Origin of the sequence: Azospirillum sp. OGB3, assembly GCF_014192915.1 — a bacterium.
Classification (GTDB): domain Bacteria; phylum Pseudomonadota; class Alphaproteobacteria; order Azospirillales; family Azospirillaceae; genus Azospirillum.
Genome location: NZ_JACHYN010000004.1, coordinates 289,419 through 308,977 on the forward strand (window position 1 = coordinate 289,419; position 19,559 = coordinate 308,977).

Genomic DNA, 19,559 nt, shown 5'->3' on the forward strand with positions numbered 1-19,559 from the left:
ATGAACCCCTTGGACGACTCTTCCCTTGGGGTACGGAAACGCCCGGCCGCCGGGGCGCCGGGCGTTTCCGCCGTCACGTCATGGTCAGCGCGTGTAGTAGCGGCGCGCCTCGTTCATGCCGTAGGCCTCTTCCGACGCGTCGGTGCGGGCCAGCTTCTTCAGGTCCACCCGGCTCAGCACGACGCTGGTCACGTCGCGGCCCAACTCGGTCAGCCGGTCGATGGCCCGCTGGACGACGGCGCGCGGCGTCTGCTCCCAGCGCACCACGAACAGGCATTCCGTCGCCGACCGGGTCAGCACGCCCGCGTCCGCCACGACCGCCATCGGCGGGGTGTCGAGGATGACGCAGTCGTATTCGAGCGAGGCGAACTTGATGATGCTCGCCAGCTTCTCCGACCCCAGAAGCTCCTGCGGGTGGTCGCAATGCGGGCGGCCGACGACGTAGTGCAGCCCGCTGCGGCCATCCACCTGGACCACGTCCTGCCATTCCGCCTTGCCGACGATCAGGTCGCTCAGGTCGCCCGGGGCGTTGTCGCCCAGCACGTTCCCGATGCGCGGGCAGCGCAGATCGCACTCCAGCAGCAGGACCCGCCGTCCGGACGCCGCCAGCATGCGCGCCAGGGTCAGGCAGACGGTGGTCTTGCCCTCGCCGGGAACGGCGGAGGTGACCATCACCACGGAGCCGGTGTTCAGGGCGCCGCGGGCGTAGAGCGACACGCCGATGGCGCGCACCGCCTCGCTGTACTCCGACCGTGGACGGTCGAGGACATAGTCTTCCGGCTTGGCGTTCTTGTGATGCGGCAGGGACGGCACCAGCCCGATGGCCGGCACGCCGATCGTCTCTTCCACATGCTGGGTGTTGCGGAAGGTCTTGTTCAGATGGTCGCGCAGGAAGGCCAGGAACATGCCGATCAGCAGCCCCACGGCCAGACCGCCGCCGACGAACAGCTTCTTGCCCGGAGTGGACGGCTCCAGCGGCGGCTCCGCCTTGGAGACGACGCGGGCGTCGCGCTGCTGAAGGTCGTCCTGCTCGCGCGTTTCGACGAGACGCTGGAGCAGCCCTTCATAGACGCGGCGGTTGGCGTCGGCCTCGCGCTGAAGCTGGGCCAGGCGGACGTTGGCGCCCAACTCGCCGGCGGTCTCGGCGGTCAGCTTCTTCAACGCGGCCTCAAGCTCGCGCTCGCGGGCGCGGGCGATCTCGACCTCGTTGTTGATCACCGCCATGATCTTGGTGGCTTCCTCGCGCATCTTCTGGCGCAGGTTCGTCAATTGGTTGACGTAGGCCTGCACCGCCGGATGCTGGTCGCCGTAGCGCGTGCGGTATTCGGCCAGCCGCCGCGCGATGCCCGATTCCTCCTCGCCCAGCCGCTGGATCAGCGGCGAGCCGAGCACCTCCGCCGCGTTGCCCTCGGTCGGGCTGCGCGCGACGATCCGGGCGTTCTGCGCCCGCGCCTCCGCCCGGCCACGCTCCGTCTGGGCGACGACCAGGGCGCGGTTCAGCTCGGCCAGCTGCTGCGACAGGAAGGTCTCGCCGCCGGCGCTGCCGAGCACGAGGCCCTGCTGCGCGCGGTAGTCCTGCACCGCCTTGTCCGAAACCTCGACCTGGGCGCGCAGTTCGTTGATGCGGTCCTCCAGCCACTTGTTGGCCTGCTGGGTGACCTCCTGCTTGGTCTGGAGCTGGTCGAGCAGATACTCGTCCACGAAAGCGTTGGCGATGCGCGCCGCCTTCTCCGCTTCCTTCGCCTTGAAGGAGACGACGATGGTGTAGGACTGCGCGTCGCTGGTCGCCGACAGGCCGCGGCGGACGTCGGCGATGACCGCGGCGCGCTCCTTCTCCGGCGACGTCGGCTCCTTGACGCCGATGCCGGCGGAATTCAGGTAGCCGGTGATCTGCTGGCGCAGCGGCGACAGGTCGTAGCCGACGGTGTCGTTGATCCCGGCGATGGCCCGGTCGATGGCCGAAGGCCGCTCGATGGCGCCGTTGAACTCCGGGTCATGGACCAGCCCCAGCCGGTCCACCACCTTGGCGGCGGTGGCGGTGGAGGTGATCATGTCGATTTCGGTCCGGATCGCCGCCGCCTCGCGCGGGAGGTTGGAGATCACGGCGTTGATGTCCGTGACCTCCGTCGTGCGCGGGTCGATGATGAGCACGGCCTGGCTGGTGAACCGCGGCTCATAGAGCAGGGCACCGGTGGTGGCCAGCGCGGTGCAGCACAGGACGCTGGCGATGATCGTGCTCCGGCGCCGGCGCAGCACCTGGAGGAGGTCGCGGAGCGCGACCTCCCGGGTGCTGGCTTCGGACCCCAGGGCTCCGTCTACATGAGTGTACGCGGCCATCCCATTCTCCTGAGGATCGGTCGGTTAGGGTCCAGGCCGGCGGTCAGCCCTTCACGATCTTCTCGTCGACGATGCCCGCCTTGCCGAAGGCGTTGCGGGTGTCGACGATCAGCGGCAGCCCGTCCAGGAAGGCCTTCAGGTCGAAGGAGTCGTGGTCGGTGCACAGGATCGCGGCGTCGAAGGCGCCGTCCCGGATCTCCTCCAGCGCGACCGACGGCGTGCCGGCCATGCGGGCGAGACGGCGCGTCTCCGGCAGCTCCGGCACATGCGGGTCGTAGTAGAAGACCTCGCAACCGCGGTCCTGGAGAAGATCGATGATCTTCAGGGCCGGGCTTTCGCGCATGTCCTCGATGTTCTTCTTGTAGGCGACACCCAGGACGAGGATGCGCGACCCGCGCAGCGCGCGGCCCAGCTTGGAGTCCATGGCCTGGGACAGCCGCTCCACCACGTAATGCGGCATGCGGGTGTTGATCTCGCCGGCCAGCTCGATGAAGCGGGTGGCGACATCGAACTCACGGGCCTTCCAGGTCAGGTAGAAAGGGTCGATCGGGATGCAGTGACCGCCCAGGCCGGGGCCGGGGTAGAAGGGCATGTAGCCGAAGGGCTTGGTCTTGGCGCCCTCGATCACTTCCCACACGTCGATGCCCATCGCGTCGTAGACGACCTTCAGCTCGTTGACGAGCGCGATGTTGACGCAGCGGAAGATGTTCTCGGTCAGCTTCACCGCCTCGGCCGCTTCCAGCGACGAAACCGGGATCACGCGCTCCAGTGCGCGGCCGTACATCGAGCAGGCGATGCGCAGGGCGTTGGGGTCCTCGCCGCCGACGATCTTCGGGATGCGGGCGGTGGTGAAGGTCTCGTTGCCCGGGTCCTCGCGCTCCGGCGAGAAGGCCAGCAGGAAGTCCGTACCGCTGACGAGGCCGGTCTTCTCCAGGATCGGGCGCACCACCTCGCGCGTCGTGCCGGGGTAGGTGGTCGATTCGAGGACGATCAGCTGGCCGGGGCGCAGCACCTGGGCGATCTGCCGGGTGGTGACCTCGATGCAGCTCATGTCCGGCTCGCGGTTGCGAGTGAGCGGCGTCGGCACGCAGATGACGATGGCGTCCATGTCGGCCAGCGACTGGAAGTTCGCCGTCGCCGTGAAGCGGCCCTCCTCGATCATCCCGCGGACCTCGTCGGTCGACACGGTGCCGATGTAGGAGGTGCCGCCGTTCAGGCTGGCAACCTTTTCCGGATCGATGTCGAAGCCCGTCACCGAGAAGCCGGCCCGCGCGAACAGCCGCGCCAGAGGCAGGCCGACGTAACCCAGGCCGATGACGCCGACGCTGGCGGTGCCCGCCGCGATCTTCGACTCCAGCGTCGCCAGAGCTTCCGGAATGCCGGACGTGCCGACCGAACCCCCGCTCACCAACAGGTCGGCAAACTCATTGCTCGACATAAGACGTCTCCTTTTCCGACTCTCTTGTTCGTAGAGGTTTCACCGTTATTCGCGCTGTATTTCTCAGATCAATTTTACCGACACAAAACCGAAGCCAAGGTCCGGTTCTGACATCGGGCCTTGGCTTTTGCTGTTCATAAGACTGATCGATCGGCGTTTCCTCTCACCGAATACATTAGGCTGCTTTGTCTAAGCACCCAGCAATCGTGATAGAAAAAGTGGCAGCCGTAAACGTCGTAAAAGGCCGAACTACCGTCAGTTGACCGGGTTATCTTTCTTGTGAGACTTTCGGGATGACCATCCCGAAAGGTGCTCTATTAACCCCTTTTGAGTAACCACGGGCAGAATAGACGAAAGGAGCCGGACCGGCGCGTCAGCGGCCGGACGGCTCCTTCGCACCGCGGTCATCCCTGGGCGGTGACTCCCTCCGGTTGCAGCCCGGCCGTCTCGGGCAGCGTGTTGTGCATCAGGAAGCTGGCGTCGCCGTCCCCCATGGTCAGCAGCCAGTTGCGCCGGTCGGCGAACGCATCGCGGTCAATCCCGGCGTCCGGCCCGGCGTGCGCCATCACCCGCACCGGGAAGCCCACGCGGTCGGGCACCTTCATCATGCCCATGGCGAGGAAGGTCCGCTCCGCCCGCGTGTTCAGCGTCCGGCAGATCAGCGCGGTCGCCCGTTCCGTCGCGGCGATGCGCAGCGTGTGGCTCAGCAGGACCCACAGCCATTTCGGCTCGCACAGGTAATCGACGATGGCGAGGCAGGGCTCCTTGCGCCAGGTCTCGCGGCGCAGGACGACGTAGCCCAGCGGCTCGCCCCCACGCGTCAGGATGAAACGGCGGTAGGCCGAGGCGCAGGGAATCGCGTCATAGCGCCAGCGCAGATGCGTCAGGTCGCGCAAGGCGATCAGCGGGTAATGCGGGGAGGCGCGCCGCCAGATGGCGTCGGCCCGCCCGTCGAACCGCCCGATCTCCTCGAACCGCGCGCCGGTCGCCCGGCTCAGCAGATGGCCGCCGATCCGCGCCCCATGCAGGGCCGGCCCGGCGATCGTCCCGATGGTCCGCATGCGGCCCTGGAGCGACGACGCCGCCAGGCAGCGCCGCGTGTCCAGCGGGAAGACGTAGGCGGGCAGGGCGCCGATGTCGATCCAGCCGGCCTTGCTGTAGGCCTTGTAGGCGGAATCGGAAATGTGGATGGCCATGGACAGCGGACGGCTGTCGAGCTGCGCCTCCGCCAGGGGCGTGAAGGCGCCGCGCATCCGCCATTCCGGCAGGACCATCAGGCTGTTGGCCCAGGAGGCCGGGATTTCCCGGTCCCGCGCCTTCAGGCGGAAGGGAATCCCGCATTGCTGGCCGACGATCTGTCCCTGCCGCTTGCACACCCAGACCTGCGGCCCGTCCGCGTCCCGGTCGGGCACCTCGTCGAAGAGCCAGCGGTTGTAGGACTCGTCCACCTGCCAGACCCGTTCCCCGAACATCTTGCGCTGGAAGCCGCGCAACTCCCCCGTGTCGGAAGCGTCGAAACGGAAAACGGTTTTCTTCAGCCGGTCGGTGATCGACTGACCGACGGTGCTGCTGCTGGTGCTCACATGCCCCCCCTTGTTCGAACGCGCCGTCCCCTCGTCCGGCCCGCGGCTCGCCCGCGGACGTCGGAATGAAGGTCAGCGCACGGATTCCGGCCGCAGTCCGGATGCTTCCTGCACGGTTCCTCCTTGCTGTTGAATGGCGGTCGTTCCGGTTCGGGTTTCGGCCCTGTTTTCGGCCTTGGCGTCGTTGCTGACCCGGTTGCCGGTGACGGACTTTCCGATGCTGTCGGCGATGATGATGGCGGCCCGCTTGCCGTTGCGGTGGAAGAGGTTGTCGCGCAGCTCCAGCGTGATCGAGCCGTTGCCCTTCTGGTGCTGCAGGACGCCGCCGTTGTTGTCGTAGAATTCGTTGTCGTAGACCCGGTAGGTCACGTCGATCCCGCGGTTCTGGCCGAGTGAGAGGCCCGCGTCGGCGTTGCGGAAGATGACGTTGCGGTAGATCTCGGTGCTGGACTTGGCCAGGATGCCGGCGCCGCGCGGGTTGTCGTGGATCAGGTTGTCGTGGATCTTCAGCGCGCTGCCGGCCTGCCCCTGGTCGTGGTAGAGGCCGTGGGAGCGGCCCTCGCCGCCGTTGACGCCGTTGTTGAAGACCCGGTTGTGGGCGATCTCGCCGGTCAGGATGCGCCCGTTCCAGCCGGAATAGACGCCGCCGTCCTTGCGCCAGCCGTTGTCGGCGATGGTGTTGCGCGTGATGACCTGGTCGGTGTTGTCCGCGGCGTAATGCACGATCCCATAGGCGCCGTTGCCGGTGATCGCCGACCCGTCGATCCGCAGCCCATCCGACGTGCCGGCGATGACGATGCCGGAGCCGCCGTTGCCAGCGACGGTCACGTTCGTCACCGAGACGTTGCGCGCCCGCGGACCGAGCAGCAGGCCGGTGTCGGCCGCGCCGGTGATGGTCAGCCCGTCGAAGGCGACGTTCGTCCGCCCGTTCAGGCTGACCGCGACGGAGGCGCCCCGCGCGTCGATCACCGGAGCGTCGCCCTTGCCATAGGCGCCGTAGGTGACCGGCCGGTCGGTCGTGCCGGAGGAGGAGGCCAGCAGGCTGCCCCGCCAGCTCTCCCCGCGCTCGAACAGAACGCGGCTTCCCGGCGGGAAGGCCGTGGCGTTCACCTTGTCCAGCGATTTCCACGCCTCCTTCGGGCCGTGGCCCGACCGGCGGTCGTCGCCGTTCGTGGCATCGACGTAGAAGACCGGCGCATCCCTGTCGTTCTGGACAGCGTCGTTCTGGGCAGCGTCGTTCGGGGCGGCGTTCCGGCGCGCGCTGACGAGCAGCGACGGCTGGGCGGGACGCTCGATGGCGGGGGGAGGCGGGGGCAGGGCGTCCATGGGTCCGTCTCGCGCGGCCTTACAGGGCGACGCGGATCAGCGCGTAGGCGAGGCCCCAGGCCGCCAGCGCGCAGCCGGTGCACAGCAAGGCCCATCCCGCCCGCTGGAGATCGAGCATCGGGAGAGCGGCGCGGTCCGTCGCCTTCGGGGCGGCATCCGTCGGAAGGACGTCCGCAACCCCAACAAGCAGGTTCGTGCTGGCCGGCGTGGCTTGCTCGATCATGGCGATCTCCTCGCGTGGGGCCGATAAACGGAGGACCCGGCGACCAAAACCGCAGCGTGTCCACATTGCGGTATTTTGTGTTACGTCGTGGACAAATAAAGAGAAATGAAAAGGGATCACGCTTAAGCGATCAGCGTACGATAAGGGGGCATTCCAAAGGGAGAAGTAGGTCTTCTCTTTGGAATCGCCAAGTCGTTATCGCCCGTAACGCATATGAAAACAGCAAGGACTCCCTTCCCTGCGGTGGGGAAGGGAGCCTTCCGTAAGCCGAACCGCTTATCCGGCGAGCGCGCGCTTGATGTTGCCGGCGCCGCCACGCAGCAGTCGCTTGACCAGCTGCTGCTTCGCCGGGGCAGGACCGTTCTCGAAGCAGATCCGCTGGATCCGCCGCTGCGGACCGCCGCGGCGCGGCCAGGAGGTGCCGAAGGTGACATCGACCCCGTCACCATACAGCTCCCCGAACAGCGCCTCGGGCAGGCCTTCGTCCGAATAGGGAAAGGCGAAGGAACCGCAGCCGGGGCCGAACAGACCCCGGATGCCGGTGACGCTGCCCGTCACTTCCTCCTTCCGCTGCTCCGGCGTCAGCAGGCGGTGGTTGGGGTGGTCGAAGCCGTGGGCACCGATCGACACCCCCTCCGCCATCAGATCCGCGATCTCGTCGCTGGTCAGATAGGGCTTCTGCGTCGCCAGGAAGCCGGCCGTGTCGAACTCCAGCACGGTGGCGATCTCGTCCAATACGGCGCGCTGCTGCCAGCTCACCGTCATGACGCCCGCGGCGGGATCGGCGGCGACGGCGCCCGCCCGCGCCAGGGTGGCGGCGCAGACGGCGCGGCGGGGATCGGCCTCCGCCAGCCGGCTCAGCCGCTCCGCCAGAAGGCTCGCCTTGTGCCGGTAGAAGAGCGTCTTGTTGTCGAGGAAGTTCAGGTTCAGGTACAGCGCCGGACGGATGCCCTTGCGGCGCAGGATGGGCATCGCCACCTCCGCCACCTCGCGCATGCCGTCGTCGAAGGTGACCAGCAGCGACGGGCGGCGGATCTCCGGCCCGCCCATGGCCGACCCGGTGACCGTGGGCAGGTCCGTCGGCTCGAAGTGCTTCAGGAGGAAGTCGAGATCTTCCGTGAATTCCTTCGGCGTGCGGGGCCGGTAGATGTGCTTGATATGGTCCGGCACCGTGTCGCAGACGGCGTGGTAGACGACGGCCAGCACCGGGCTGCCGTAGGCGTGATGGCAGGCGGTCCCCAGCGGGTTGCGCAACGCGTCCGTCCACCGGAGCCGCCGGCCCAACCCGCCACCGGAAATCACGTCGGCAACGCTCATTCAAATCCTCCCGCGGAAGGGGTCAGAGGGCGTCCGCGCCATCGGGGGCGAGGCGCTTGGGTTGAATCATGGCGGTATGGATCTGGGCCATGGCCTGCGCCTCGGTCGGTGTGCGGACCATGCGGTACAGCATCTTCTTCAGGCCCGGCGGCGTCAGCCGGAAGCCGATCTGAAGCGAGGCCGTCGCCAGGAACTCCGAGTTGGTCAGGAAGCCCGACCGCCAGCACCAGACCCGGAAGGCCCATTCATTCACGGCGTACCGCAACCCGCCGCGGCGGACGCGCTGGGCCATGCTGGTGCGGAAGAGGAGAAGCGCCTCCTGCACCGTTTCCATCCGTGCCCCGGCCTGGAGCAGGCGGACATACAGGTCGTAGTCCTCCAGATTGCCGAAGCAGGAGCGGTAGCCGCCGATGGCGGTCAGCGCCCGCCGCCGCACCATCATGGTGGGGTGCGACAGGACGCAGTGCCACTTCATGCCCTGGCTGATCTCCTCATGGGTCTCCGGGCTGCGCTTCACGCAGGTGACGGCGCCGGGGTCCTGTTCGAACTCGGCGTGCCAGGAGAAGGAGGCGTCCAGAGACCCCTGCTCGGCAAAGGCGCGCGCCTGCGTCTCGAAGCGGTGGGGCAGGCAGATGTCGTCACTGTCCATGCGGGCCACCAGATAGCCCGTGCAATATTGCAGGCCGTCGTTCAGCGCGCGGGCCAAGCCCCCCTGGTTGCGCCGCCGCACCACCACGAGCCGGCAGGCGTTGGACGCCTGATAGCGGGCGATGACCTTCTCCTGTTCCTCCCCGATCCGTCCATCGACCACCAGCACGCATTCGCGCGGAAGGAGCGTCTGCGTATAGACGCTCTCCAGCGCGGCCTGAAGGTTGTCCGCCTTCTCGCCGGCATAGGTGGCCATAAGCACGCTGATCGATTGAGTGTCCCGACCGTCCCTCGGTCCGCTCACGTGATTCATACTTGGTCTCCACCCCTCATGTCGTGGCGACGCGGACGGCGCCCGGCGGTCCGGCCATCGGAGAGTCGTCCCGTAAGGAGCGACGCACGATGGCCATGACCACGGACACCGCGGCCCTGGGAATGGAGGCGTGTGCGTGCCGCCCAAAGCCCCGGTTCCGCGGCACGCGCGCGGAACCGGTTTCGGCGTTCCTTCCCCGGTGGCCGTCGGTCCGACGCCCGTGCGGCGCCGGCCGTCCCGTCCTTGTCGTCGTTTTCAGTGCCGTTCTTGCCCTGTCTCGTCCCTTTCCTTGTCGGTTCTGCAGGGACCTCCCTCCGGTCCGCATCCCGGATCAGGACACCCCTGGCCGTCGTGCCGGCCGGTGCCGGTGCACGCATAGGCACGGAATAGGTCTGTGGACGCTATCAAAGGGCGGATGGCGGGTAAACCTACATAAAGTGCAAGATAAATATCCCCTTCGCAGCGTCCCAAAGGGAAAGCCGTCTGCCACTTTGGTCGATTTGGGGAAAGTGGGGGATACCGTGCGTACTGTGAAGAAATAACGGCTAATCGACATGAAAAACCGGCGAACAGGCGTAACGCTCGGTCTTCATCACTCCGAGAACGCCCAAGCTATTGTGCGGTGCACAAGAAATAGAGATGAAGACGGTGCCGTCGGCGGGGTTGTGCTTTCAATTATTGCCGTTTTGTGTCGCGGGCGGAAGCCGGAAACGCTTCCCCCGGACACGCCAACGCCCGACCAGAGACTGGCCGGGCGCGGACGTTGCCGAAGGGGCGGTAGCGCCGATCGTCAGACGATCGGGTTGGCCTTGGAGGCCGAGGAGATGGTGTTGTTGGTCACCGTCTGCTTGATGCTGTCGGCGATGTTGATCGCCGCACGGCCGTTGTTGTTGTAGAAGGTGTTGTCGTACAGGCTCAGCGTGATCGACCCGGCGCCCTTCAGGTGCTCCATGATGCCGCCGTTGTTGTTGAAGATCTCGTTGCCGTAGATCTTGTAGGTGACATTGGTGCCCTGGTTCTGGCCGATCGAGATGCCGACGTTCGAGTTGCCGAAGATCGTGTTGTTGTAGATCTCGGTGCTCGACTTGGCGAGGATGCCGGCGCCGCGCGGGTTCGAGGAGATCACGTTGTCGTGGATCTTCAGCGTGCTGTTGGCCTGGCTGTGGTCGTGGTACAGCCCGTGCGACCGGCCGTCGCCGCCGCCGCTGCCGTTGTTGACGATCGTGTTGCCGGCGATCTCGCCGCTCAGGATGCGGCCGTTCCAGCCCGAATACACCGCGTCGGTCCGCCAGCCGTTGTCGCTGATGACGCTGTTGGTGATGTACTGGTTGGCGTTGTCGTAGGAGTAGTGGACGATGCCGTAGCCGCCGTTGCCGTCGACCGTCGAGTGATCGATGCGCAGGTTGTTCGACGTGCCGCTCACCACGATGCCCGAGCCCCGGTTGTCCAGGATCTGGGAGTTGGTGACCTTCACGTTGGTGGCGCCGCCGTTGAGCAGCAGACCGGTGTCGTTCGAGCCCGTCATCGTCAGGTTGTCGAACGTGATGTTGTCCTTGTTGTTCAGGCTGACGGCGTAGCTGGCGCCGCTCTTCGCCTTGATGATCGGGTCTGCGCCGGTGCCGTAGGCGCCGTAGATGATCGGCTTGTCGGAGGTGCCGGAGGTGGAGACCAGCAGGCTGTCGGTCCAGGTCTCGCCGCGCTCGAACAGGACCAGCGAACCGGCGGCGAAGTTGGTCGAGTTCACCTTGGCCAGCGACTTCCAGGCTTGGTTCGGGTTGTTGCCCGAGTTGCTGTCGTTGCCGTGCGTCGCGTCGATGTAGAAGACCTGCGAGGCCGGGGTCGCCGGGTAGTCCGACGTGCCGCCGCCCGGGTTCGACGGGGCGGGCGGGGCCGTCGGAGTGGTCGGAGTGGTCGGAGTCGTGGGGGTGGTGGGCGTGGTCGGCGTCGTGGTCGAGGAGGGGAAGAAGTCCTTGGGGGCGGCGACGACCAGCGTACCGTTCCACCACATGCCGGACTGGCCCTTGACCACGTCCTTGCCGTCGAGCGCGCCCTTGTCATAGGTCACCGAGGCATCGGTCGGGTTGACCGCGTTGCCGTTGATGGTGATCTTGTTGACGATCAGGTTGCGGTCCTGGCCGTTCACCGTGGCGTCGTTGTCGTACTGGATCTGGACCTTGTGGGCCTGACCGGGAGCGATGTCGGCGGTGAAGCTGTAGTCCTTGGCGGCGGTGCCGGCGGAGCCCTCGCCGATGACCTTGCCGTCCACCATCACCTTGAAGTGCGGGGCGACGCCGCCCGCCAGATTGCCGGCGGCGTTGACGACGATCTTCGTGGCGCCCGTCACCGCTTCGGCGGTCGCGGCGGGGAAGTATTCCTTGGGGGCGGCGACGACCAGCGTGCCGTCCCACCACATGCCCGACTGGCCCTTGATGACGTCCTTGCCGTCGAGCGCGCCCTTGTCGTAGGTCACCGACGGGTCGGTCGCGTCGAGCGCGTGGCCGTTGATGGTGATCTTGTTGACGATCAGGTTGCGGTCCTGACCGTTCACCGTGGCGTCGTTGTCGTACTGGATCTGGATCTTGTGGGCCTGATCCGCTGTGACGTTGGCGTTGAAGGTGAAGTCCTTGGCGTCGGTGCCGGCGGAGCCTTCGCCGATGACCTTGCCGTCCACCATCACCTTGAAGTGCGGGGCGACGCCGCCCGCCAGATTGCCGGCGGCGTTGATGACGATCTTCGTCGCGTTGTCGGCGGTCGCGACGGCGTCGGCCAGCGCCAGCGGCTGCGCGGTCTGCAGGGCCTGCGCCTGGAGGAGGGAGGCCGGCGTCGCGAAGGAATCGGCGGTGGACACGGAGGTCTCGCTGATGCTCAGATGCGCCGTGTCGGCGCCGAGATCACCGGCGTAGTTGGTGTGGTCGGCCAGATCCTGATGGTGAAGGTCGATACCCAGATCGTCCATGGTCTGCACTCTCTTGCTTGTGGGGACGCCACCGCGTTGGGTGGCCAGCGGGGCCGGCACGCGGTCGGTGCGTCCCCTTCCTTTCGGTTAGCGTCATCGCCTTTTGGCTTACCCCTTAAGACTAGCCGCTTCGCTGTGGCCTTAAATGGGACGATTTTAGGATAATAAATCTCAAATGCGTGATATTTGGGTCACAGTGAGGCCGATCCGCACTGGTGGCGGGGTGGCTCGGTGCTGCAACCGGTGGGAAAAGCGTCGCCGTCACCCGCCGCGGCGACGGGACTGAGCGGAGCGATGCGCAGCCAAGGATGGCGGGGCTGCGGACAAAAAGGAGGATGGTTCCGGAATCAGGCCATCCATTGACTCGCGTCAATCCGCCGGAGCCGGTCCGGGCGTAGCCTTCCTCCATGCATCGCTAAGGAGAAGGTGACATGGAGACGATGGTCTTTCTGGTGCTGGCGCTTCTGCTGACCGGCTTCCTGACGGCGCTGTCGGTGCTGGGCATGGCCACGCTGCACGCCACGGTGCGGGTCATTCTTCCGGCCCGCCGCCCGGTGGCTCCCGTCCGGGTGTCCTGACCGGGTGCCTTATACGATAGGAATCAGAGGGGGAGGGGGCCGTCGTTCTTGACCTCCTCCATCACCGCGTAGGTGCGCGTCTCCCGGACGCCGGGCAGTGACAGCAGCACATCCCCGAGGAACCGCCGGTAGGCCGCCATGTCGGCCACCCGCGTCTTCACCAGATAGTCGAACCCGCCGGCCACCATGTGGCATTCCAGAACCTCCGGCGCGTGTCGGATGGCCTGGGCGAAGCGGTCGAACACGTCGGGCGTCGTCTTGTCGAGCAGCACCTCGACGAACACCATCAGCCCGAAGCCCAGCCGGTGCGGATCGAGCCGCGCCGTGAACCCCGTGACATAGCCGTCCTTCAGCAGCCGCCGCATCCGCTCGCCGGCGGTCGTGGGCGACAGGCCGACCCGCTCCGCCAGATCCACGGCGGAAATCCGCCCGTCCATCTGCAAAATCGCCAGGATGCGCCGGTCGGTTCGGTCAAGCTCCGTCATTTCCACGCTCCGTGCCGTCCTTAGCCGTTGATATCGCGGCTAATGGGCAAAAACAACCGTGGAGGCACGGCGACCTCCGCGATAGTCTGCGGATGCCGCAGTGGAACAAGCAAAACAAAGCGGACGCTGTGGCTTTGAAAAGACGAATTGGATCGGGTGAGAGACACCGTGACCTTCGATATTGGCCCCAACGCCGCGGATGGCGCCGGCACGATCCTGCTGCTGGGCGCCGGACGCATGGGCGGCGCCATGCTGCGCGGCTGGCTGGCGCAGGGCGTGCCGGCCGCCGCGATTTCGGTCGCCGACCCCAGCCCCGCGCCGGATCTGGTCGAACTGGCCGCCCGGACCGGCGTCCGCTTGAACCCGACGGACGGCGCCGCGGTCGATACCGCCCCAGTCGATACCCTCGTGGTCGCGGTCAAGCCGCAGATGGTCGAGAGCGCCGCGGCGGGCGTGCAGGCGACGCTGGCGCCGCACACGCTGGTGCTGTCGATCATGGCGGGCAAGACGCTGGCCGACCTGCGCCGCCTGTTCCCGGCGGCGGGCAGCGTCGTGCGGGCCATGCCCAACCTGCCGGCGGCGGTCGGCCGCGGCGCCACCGTTGCGGTCGCCGAACCGGGCTGCCCGGCCGACCGCAGGGAGCGCGCCGCCTCACTGCTGACCGCCGTCGGGAGCCTGGAGTGGCTGGCCGATGAGGCTCTGGTCGACGCCGCCACGGCTCTGTCCGGTTCCGGCCCCGCCTATGTCTTCTATCTCGTGGAGTGCCTGACCCGCGCCGGGGTGGAGGTGGGGCTGCCCGCCGACGTCTCGGAACGGCTGGCCCGCGCCACGGTCGAGGGGGCGGGGGCGCTGATGGGCGCCACCGGCCAGCCGGCGGCCGAGCTGCGGGCCGGCGTGACCTCCCCCGGCGGGACCACGGCGGCCGGCCTTTCCAAGCTGATGGCCGATGACCACCTCCAGAGTCTGTTGAACGCGACCCTGCGCGCGGCGGCCCAACGCGCCGCCGAACTGGGCGGAACCGGCCCGAAGGCCTGACCCGAAAGCCTGAGAAGCACACCCCTTTTCACCATCAGGGACCGGCTCGCCCCCGGCCTGCGGATTCGAGCGGACGACACCGATGAACAGCATGATCAACCCAACCGCCACCCGGACCGCCACCCCGTCCGCCGCCTCCGGCAGCGCGGCGCCGTTCGCGGACTTCGCCCCGCCGATCCGCCCGGCGACCGATCTGCGCGCCGCAATCACCGCCGCCTACCGCCGGCCCGAGCCGGAGTGCCTGCCCTTCCTGTTCGAGCAGGCGTCGCTGCCGCCCGGCATCGTCACCGCGGCGGCGGCCACCGCCCGCAAGCTGATCACCGCGCTCCGCGCCAAGCCGCGGGGCCGCGGCGTGGAGGGGCTGATCCACGAATACAGCCTGTCCAGCCAGGAGGGCATGGCGCTGATGTGCCTGGCGGAGGCGCTGCTGCGCATCCCCGACCACGCCACGCGCGACGCGCTGATCCGCGACAAGATCGCCGGGGGCGACTGGCAGGCGCATCTCGGCAAGGGCGGCTCGATGTTCGTCAACGCCGCCACCTGGGGCCTGCTGATCACCGGCAAGCTGACCTCGGCGGGCGGCGAGCAGGCGCTGTCCTCCGCCCTGACGCGCCTGATCGCGCGCGGCGGCGAGCCGCTGATCCGCCGTGGCGTCGATTTCGCCATGCGCATGATGGGCGAGCAGTTCGTCACCGGCCAGACCATCCAGGAGGCGCTGACCAACGCCCGCCCGATGGAGGCCGAGGGCTTCCGCTACTCCTACGACATGCTGGGAGAGGCCGCCCTGACGGCGGAGGACGCCGCGCGCTACTACGCCGACTATGAGAACGCCATCCACGCCATCGGCAAGGCGTCGGCGGGGCGTGGCGTCTATGAGGGGCCGGGCATCTCCATCAAGCTGTCGGCGATCCACCCGCGCTATTCCCGCGCCCAGGCCGACCGGGTGATGGACGAGCTGCTGCCGCGCGTGAAGGCGCTGGCGCTGCTCGCCAAGGGCTACGACATCGGCCTGAACATCGATGCCGAGGAGGCCGACCGGCTGGAGCTGTCGCTCGACCTGATGGAATCGCTGTGCTTCGATCCGGATCTGGTGGGCTGGAACGGCATCGGCTTCGTCGTCCAGGCCTACGGCAAGCGCTGCCCCTACGTCATCGACTTCCTGGTCGATCTGGCGCGGCGCAGCGGCCACCGGCTGATGATCCGGCTGGTCAAGGGCGCCTATTGGGACAGCGAGATCAAGCGCGCCCAGCTCGATGGCCTGCCCGACTTCCCGGTCTACACGCGCAAGGTCTACACCGACGTCTCCTACGTTGCCTGCGCCCGCAAGCTGCTGGCCGCCCCCGATGCGGTGTTCCCGCAGTTCGCCACCCACAACGCCCAGACGCTCGCCACCATCTATGAGATGGCCGGCAGCGACTTCCAGGTCGGCAAGTACGAGTTCCAGTGCCTGCACGGCATGGGCGAGCCGCTCTACAAGGAGGTCGTCGGCCCGCTGAAGCGGCCCTGCCGCATCTACGCTCCGGTCGGCACGCACGAGACGCTGCTGGCCTATCTGGTCCGCCGCCTGCTGGAGAACGGGGCCAACAGCTCCTTCGTCAACCGCATCGCCGACCCGGCGGTCCCGGTCGACGAACTGGTCGCCGATCCGGTGGCGGTCGCCAGGGCCATCGCCCCGCTGGGCGCGCCGCACGCGCTGATCGCCCTGCCGCGGAACCTCTACGCGCCGGAGCGGGCGAACTCCGCCGGCCTCGACCTGTCCGACGAGACGGAGCTGGCCCGCCTGTCCGCCGCCCTGTCGGCGAGCGCCGAAATGACCTGGACCGCAGCACCGCTGCTGGCCGACGGCGAGCGGGCGGGGCAGCCCCAGCCGGTGCGCAACCCCGCCGACCGCCGCGACGTGGTCGGCTCGGTGACCGAGGCGAGCGAGGCCCTGGTGGCGGAGGCCTTCGGCCACGCCGTCGCGGCGGCGCCCGCCTGGGCCGCCACCCCGCCGGAGGAGCGCGCCGCCAGCCTGTTCCGCGCCGCCGATGCCATGCAGGAGCGGATGCCGACCCTGCTCGGCCTGATCGTCCGCGAGGCCGGGAAGTCGCTGCCCAACGCCATCGCCGAGGTGCGGGAGGCCATCGACTTCCTGCGCTATTACGGGGCGCAGGCGCGCGACCGTTTCGACAACGCCACCCACCGCCCGCTGGGGCCGGTGGTCTGCATCAGCCCGTGGAACTTCCCGCTGGCCATCTTCTCCGGCCAGATCGCCGCGGCGCTGGCCGCCGGCAACCCGGTGCTGGCGAAGCCGGCCGAGGAAACCCCGCTGATCGCCGCCGAGGCCGTGCGCATCCTGCACGCCGCGGGCATTCCCGCCGGGGCGCTCCAGCTTCTCCCCGGCGCGGGCGAGGTCGGCGCCGCCCTGGTCGGGAATGAGGCGGTGCGCGGCGTGATGTTCACCGGCTCCACCGAGGTGGCGCGGCTGATCCAGCGCCAGCTCGCCGGGCGCCTGCTGCCCGACGGCGCGCCGATCCCGCTGATCGCCGAGACCGGCGGCCAGAACGCCATGATCGTGGACAGCTCCGCCCTGGCCGAGCAGGTGGTCGGCGACGTGATCGCGTCTGCCTTCGACAGCGCCGGGCAGCGCTGCTCCGCCCTGCGCATCCTTTGCCTGCAGGAGGACGTGGCCGACCGCACGCTCGCCATGCTGAAGGGCGCCATGCGGGAGCTGCGCATCGGCAACCCCGACCGGCTGGCGGTCGATGTCGGCCCGGTCATCAGCGAGGAGGCCCGCGCCACCATCGCCGCCCACATCGAGGCGATGCGCGCCAAGGGCCGCAACGTGGAGTTCCTGCCGCTGCCCGCCGAGACGGCGGAAGGCACCTTCGTCGCCCCGACCGTGATCGAGATCGGCGGCATCCATGAGCTTGAGCGGGAGGTCTTCGGCCCGGTCCTGCACGTCGTCCGCTTCCACCGCGACGACCTCGACGCGCTGGTCGACTCCATCAACGCCACCGGCTACGGCCTGACCTTCGGCCTGCACACCCGCATCGACGCGACCATCGAGCGGGTGACCGGGCGGATCGGGGCGGGCAACGTCTACGTCAACCGCAACACCATCGGCGCGGTGGTGGGGGTGCAGCCTTTCGGCGGCCACGGCCTGTCGGGCACCGGTCCCAAGGCGGGCGGTCCGCTCTACCTCTCCCGCCTGCTCAGCCGCCGGCCCAAGGGCTGGCTGGAGTTCCGCGGGCCGGACGCGGCGCGCGCGGCGGGGCTGGCTTACGGCGAGTGGCTGCGCGCCAAGGGCTTCACGGCCGAGGCGTCGCGCTGCGCCGGCTATGTGGCGCGCAGCGCCATCGGCGGCGGCGCGGAGCTGAACGGCCCGGTGGGCGAGCGCAACCTCTATGAGCTGCACGGACGGGGCCGCGTCCTGCTGTTGCCGCAGACGCGGACGGGCCTGCTGCTCCAGCTCGGCGCGGTCCTGGCGACGGGCAACAGCGCCGCGGTGGACGCCCCGCCGGAGCTGGCCGAACTGCTGCGTGGCCTGCCCCCGGCGCTGGCCGCCAAGGTGCGGACCACGGCGGATTGGCGGGACGTCGGGCCGCTCGCCGCGGTTCTGGTCGAGGGCGAGCGCGAGCGCGTGACCGCCGTCAACCGGCGCGTCGCGGAGTTGCCCGGCCCGATCCTGCTGGTGCAGGCGGCGACGGCCGAGGCGCTGGCGGCGGGACGGGGCGAGGGCTACGACCTCGATCTGCTGCTCAACGAGCGGTCGGTCAGCGTCAACACCGCGGCGGCCGGCGGCAACGCCAGCCTCGTCGCGATGAGCTGACCGGGGCGCTGCTGACCGGGGCGCTGACCAGGGAACGGACGGGTTGCGGGTCGGGCGGTGCGCCGCCTATCCCGCAATCTCCCGTTCGACCACCAGCTCCTCGCCGTCGATCCGCAGGAAGGACCCGACCTCCAGATCGCCACGTGCGATGGCGTCGTTGATGATGATCTGCGCCTCCGCGAGTGTGATCGTCCGGTCTTCGAAGAAAACCGACCCGTCGGCGTGGCGGATGATCCGGAACGTTGCGGTGGCCATCCGGGTATTCTCCTTTGGCAATGCCCTTTCGATAACCGGCGCGCGGCGCATTCGTCGCGCCGGCATCGATTCTCGCGCGGTGCCGCGGCCATCGGACGGGACGCCGGGTGTGTCAATGACCGGAATGTTCTATCTGCGGATAGTTGACCGAACGCGAACCAACGGGTAGCCAAGAGGAGCGGAAGCTCCGCAGCGCAGGAGGATCATCAGGGTGAAAGACGACGCCGAACTCATCCGCCATCCGTTTTCCGAAGCACCGGACAATGGGACGGTCCGGGAGGTGGCGCCGGGTGTGCTATGGCTGCGCCTGCCGCTGCCCTACGCGCTGGACCACGTCAACCTCTACCTGTTCGAGGAAGGGGATGGCTGGGCGCTGTTCGACACCGGGCTGGGCGACGATGTCAGCCGCGAGTGCTGGGACCGGCTGCTGCGCGGTCCGCTGGGCGGCAAGCCGATCGTCCGGCTGGTGGTCAGCCATTTCCACCCCGACCATGTCGGTCTGGCCGGCTGGCTGCACGAGCGTTTCGCCCCGCCGCTGCACATGACGCAGAGCGAGTATTTCTACGCCAAGCTGCTGCAGCAGGGCCGCGATCCCCAGACGCTGGAGGCGCAGGAGACCTTCTACCAGACCGGCGGCCTGTCGCCCGACGAGATCCAGCAGATGCTCGGCCGCGGCCTCAGCTACCTGAACCGCACGACCGGGCTGGCCCCCAGCTTCGAGCGGATGATCCCCGGCCAGACCATGCGGCTGGGCGGGCGCGACTGGCGCATCCTGACCGGCGGCGGCCATTCGCCGGAGCAGGCGATGCTCTATTGCCCCGCGGACCGGCTGTTCCTGGCTGCCGATCAGGTCATCGCGCGCATCTCCCCCAACGTCAGCGTCTCGGCGATGCAGCCCAAGGCCGACCCGTTGGGGCTCTACCTGTCGTCGCTGGCCGCGATCCGCGAGGAGGTGGCGGCGGACTCGCTGGTCCTGTCCGGTCACAGGCTGCCCTTCTACGGGCTGGACCACCGCACCCGCGCGCTGGAGGCCCACCACGTCGACCGTTGCGCGCAGATCGCCGAGGCCTGCCGCGCCAAGCCGCTGAGCTGCAAGGAGCTGGTGCCGGTGCTGTTCCGCCGCGCGCTGGATTCCCACCAGCTCAGCTTCGCCTTCGGCGAGGCGCTGGCTCACATCAACCACATGGTCGGGCTCGGCGAACTGCGCACCGAGACGCGGGCCGACGGGGTGCTGGCCTATCACAGCGCTTGATC

The 19,559-nt window shown here is 68.3% G+C and carries 14 protein-coding genes; 4 read left to right on the top strand and 10 right to left on the bottom strand.

Annotated elements, in window-relative coordinates; genetic code table 11:
• Positions 1 to 84 precede the first annotated feature (84 nt).
• The 8 genes from FHW79_RS11525 to FHW79_RS11560 form a co-directional block, all read right to left on the bottom strand.
• On the bottom strand, positions 85 to 2,337 hold the full coding sequence (locus FHW79_RS11525; RefSeq protein ID WP_183179044.1) for a polysaccharide biosynthesis tyrosine autokinase: 2,253 nt from the start codon (positions 2,335 to 2,337) through the stop codon (positions 85 to 87).
• A 43-nt stretch (positions 2,338 to 2,380) separates the two neighbouring features.
• Positions 2,381 to 3,775 carry a nucleotide sugar dehydrogenase gene (locus tag FHW79_RS11530; protein ID WP_183179045.1) on the bottom strand — a complete coding sequence of 465 codons (1,395 nt, stop codon included), beginning with the start codon at positions 3,773 to 3,775 and terminating at the stop codon, positions 2,381 to 2,383.
• Between the two features lie 404 nt (positions 3,776 to 4,179).
• Positions 4,180 to 5,358 (bottom strand): GNAT family N-acetyltransferase, encoded by a 1,179-nt coding sequence (locus FHW79_RS11535; RefSeq protein ID WP_183179046.1) that lies wholly within the window; start codon positions 5,356 to 5,358, stop codon positions 4,180 to 4,182.
• A gap of 72 nt (positions 5,359 to 5,430) precedes the next feature.
• Positions 5,431 to 6,684, bottom strand: a complete 1,254-nt coding sequence (locus FHW79_RS11540) for a right-handed parallel beta-helix repeat-containing protein (RefSeq protein WP_183179047.1) — start codon at positions 6,682 to 6,684, stop codon at positions 5,431 to 5,433.
• Positions 6,685 to 6,703: 19 nt separating this feature from the next.
• Positions 6,704 to 6,907: a hypothetical protein gene (locus FHW79_RS11545; protein WP_183179048.1), complete on the bottom strand. Its 204-nt coding sequence runs from the start codon at positions 6,905 to 6,907 to the stop codon at positions 6,704 to 6,706.
• 276 nt (positions 6,908 to 7,183) lie between these two features.
• Complete coding sequence (locus FHW79_RS11550) at positions 7,184 to 8,224, bottom strand: polysaccharide deacetylase family protein (RefSeq protein WP_183179049.1); 1,041 nt, start codon at positions 8,222 to 8,224, stop codon at positions 7,184 to 7,186.
• 22 nt (positions 8,225 to 8,246) lie between these two features.
• Positions 8,247 to 9,128, bottom strand: coding sequence for a glycosyltransferase (locus FHW79_RS11555; RefSeq protein ID WP_183179050.1), 882 nt, complete (start codon positions 9,126 to 9,128; stop codon positions 8,247 to 8,249).
• Positions 9,129 to 9,975: 847 nt separating this feature from the next.
• Positions 9,976 to 12,141: a carbohydrate-binding domain-containing protein gene (locus tag FHW79_RS11560; RefSeq protein WP_183179051.1), complete on the bottom strand. Its 2,166-nt coding sequence runs from the start codon at positions 12,139 to 12,141 to the stop codon at positions 9,976 to 9,978.
• A gap of 431 nt (positions 12,142 to 12,572) precedes the next feature.
• Here FHW79_RS11560 and FHW79_RS11565 point away from each other — a divergent pair, with 431 nt between their 5' ends.
• Entirely contained in the window at positions 12,573 to 12,719 is a 147-nt protein-coding gene (locus tag FHW79_RS11565) for a hypothetical protein (RefSeq protein ID WP_014242013.1), read from the top strand.
• 23 nt (positions 12,720 to 12,742) lie between these two features.
• Here FHW79_RS11565 and FHW79_RS11570 read toward each other — a convergent pair whose 3' ends face one another.
• Positions 12,743 to 13,204 carry an Lrp/AsnC ligand binding domain-containing protein gene (locus FHW79_RS11570; protein WP_014242014.1) on the bottom strand — a complete coding sequence of 154 codons (462 nt, stop codon included), beginning with the start codon at positions 13,202 to 13,204 and terminating at the stop codon, positions 12,743 to 12,745.
• A gap of 168 nt (positions 13,205 to 13,372) precedes the next feature.
• Between FHW79_RS11570 and proC the strand changes: the two genes are divergently transcribed.
• Together proC and putA are read left to right on the top strand one after the other, a co-directional pair.
• A complete protein-coding gene (proC, locus tag FHW79_RS11575; protein WP_348984116.1) occupies positions 13,373 to 14,239 on the top strand; it encodes a pyrroline-5-carboxylate reductase in 867 nt (288 codons plus the stop codon).
• A gap of 82 nt (positions 14,240 to 14,321) precedes the next feature.
• Positions 14,322 to 18,050 (top strand): trifunctional transcriptional regulator/proline dehydrogenase/L-glutamate gamma-semialdehyde dehydrogenase, encoded by a 3,729-nt coding sequence (gene putA, locus FHW79_RS11580; protein WP_211108225.1) that lies wholly within the window; start codon positions 14,322 to 14,324, stop codon positions 18,048 to 18,050.
• A gap of 66 nt (positions 18,051 to 18,116) precedes the next feature.
• Here the strand turns inward: putA and FHW79_RS11585 are convergent, their stop codons facing one another.
• A complete protein-coding gene (locus tag FHW79_RS11585) occupies positions 18,117 to 18,305 on the bottom strand; it encodes a hypothetical protein (RefSeq protein ID WP_183179052.1) in 189 nt (62 codons plus the stop codon).
• Between the two features lie 211 nt (positions 18,306 to 18,516).
• Here FHW79_RS11585 and FHW79_RS11590 point away from each other — a divergent pair, with 211 nt between their 5' ends.
• Complete coding sequence (locus FHW79_RS11590) at positions 18,517 to 19,557, top strand: MBL fold metallo-hydrolase (protein WP_183179053.1); 1,041 nt, start codon at positions 18,517 to 18,519, stop codon at positions 19,555 to 19,557.
• Positions 19,558 to 19,559: the final 2 nt, after the last annotated feature.